This window comes from Humidesulfovibrio sp., assembly GCF_030689645.1.
GTDB lineage: Bacteria > Desulfobacterota > Desulfovibrionia > Desulfovibrionales > Desulfovibrionaceae > Humidesulfovibrio.
This window is the reverse complement of sequence record NZ_JAUYFU010000007.1, coordinates 1-1732: the sequence shown is the minus strand read 5'-3', so window position 1 is coordinate 1732 and position 1732 is coordinate 1. Positions and strand designations below refer to the sequence as shown.

3 protein-coding genes are annotated in these 1732 nt (G+C 55.8%); all 3 read right to left on the bottom strand.

What is annotated here, in order from left to right:
• Positions 1–303 (bottom strand): hypothetical protein (locus tag Q8O35_RS01215; RefSeq protein ID WP_305569587.1); only part of this gene is annotated, 303 nt, incomplete at its 3' end.
• Complete coding sequence (locus Q8O35_RS01210; RefSeq protein WP_305569586.1) at positions 300–848, bottom strand: DUF6391 domain-containing protein; 549 nt, start codon at positions 846–848, stop codon at positions 300–302. The genes Q8O35_RS01215 and Q8O35_RS01210, both read right to left, overlap by 4 nt.
• A gap of 15 nt (positions 849–863) precedes the next feature.
• On the bottom strand, positions 864–1732 hold an 869-nt coding region (locus tag Q8O35_RS01205; protein ID WP_305569581.1), incomplete at its 5' end, for a magnesium chelatase domain-containing protein.

The window sequence follows — 1732 nt, the reverse complement described above, 5'->3', positions numbered from 1 at the left end:
AACCTGAAAGATGGCGTGCGTGGAGCCGGGGGTGGCATCCAGCAGTTTTAGAAATTTCTCCTGGCTAGCCTTGTCGATCTTGGCAAGCGTGTTATCCACCATCACCAACCGGCTGGAGCCAAAAAAGGGCAGCGTGGTCAGCGCGGTCTGCAGATCTTCGAAGGATGCAGATTTACCGTCCAGGCGTGAGGTGTTCATCGCGGCATCATAATCGTCACCCAACGAGGCGGTGATGGTCTTGACCGCCAACGCCACGGAATACAGGTCGTCACCGCGTAAAAGGTGAATATTAGCTTTGCTCAAGCAGCTTCCTCCAAGGTGCGAATCACTTCTGCGGTAAGGATGCGATGCAGCGCAGGTCTGCCTGGAAGATCACGCTCGTAGCGCACGATCTGCTTGACGGCCAGGTCGCCGGGTTCACCCGAGGTGGTCACATGTTCCTGCACCTTGGGTCCGAGCGGCTGCGCCACGATCAGCGCACCGGTTACCAGCAAGACCAGCATCGGCCAGCGGTCTAATTTTTTCTTGAAAGAATTACTGCTGCCCAGGGTTGCCAGCCAGGCCAAAGACCCCGCCAACAAACCGGCAACGACATAATTGCTGCCGCAGTTGTCATGGATGGCCAGCTTGCGTTCACCTCCCTTCATGCGGGTCAGCGCCTGCTGCGCAATTTCAAGCAGGGCATCGGTTGAAACATCGCCCACGATCCAGAACCCTTTATGGTCTGAATAACCGGCAAATGTGCTGCCCGGAAACTTCTTGGAGAGCAAATTGATGGTGGCGTGCTCCAATCCATGGTTGCGCCGGATGAGCGAGATAATGCCGAAATTTAGAAATGCTTTTTGCATAATTTCCTCCACGGATTATTTTTCTTCGAGCAATGCCCAACCCAATGCTTCACGCAGTGAGCGGGCTTCTTTGAGCTGGATGCCTTCGGGTAAAGGTTCTCCCTGGCGTAGCCGGCGTGGAATAATGGCTGTTTTAAAGCCAAGTTTTTGTGCTTCTCGCAAACGGGCGGGCATCTGACTCACCCAACGCAGTTCGCCTGATAACCCCACCTCGCCGATCAAGACTGTATCCGCCTTGACGGGGATGTCTTTCATCGAGGAGGCGATGGCAGTGGCAATGGCCAGATCCGCGGCGGGTTCGCCCACTTGCAGACCGCCGTTGTCTTTAACAAAAACGTCCTGTTCGGCCAGGCGCATGCCCAAGCGACGGGTAAGCACGGCTGTGATCAGCAGCAGACGGTTGAAATCCACACCGTTTGGGGTGCGGCGCGGATTGCCAAGGTTGCTCGGGCTGGTTAGCCCCTGCATTTCAACCAGCAGCGGACGGGTGCCCTCCATGGTGACGGCAATGGCTGAACCGGGCGCATTGATCATGCGTTCGGCCAGAAAAGCCTCTGAGGGATTGGTGACTTCGATCATGCCGCGTTCGCGCATTTCAAAGACACCCACCTCGGCAGTGGCGCCGAAACGGTTTTTTACAGAACGCAGCAAGCGGTATGATTGAAAACGGTCGCCCTCCAGGTAGAGGACGGTATCTACTATATGTTCGAGCACGCGCGGACCGGCAATCACACCTTCTTTGGTGACGTGCCCCACTAAAAAGACGGCCATGTCGCTGCTCTTGGCCAATTCGCGCAGCTTGTTGGCACACTCACGCACCTGACTGACGGAACCGGCGGACGAATTAAGATCAGGTAAATAAACGGTCTGGATGGAATCCACCA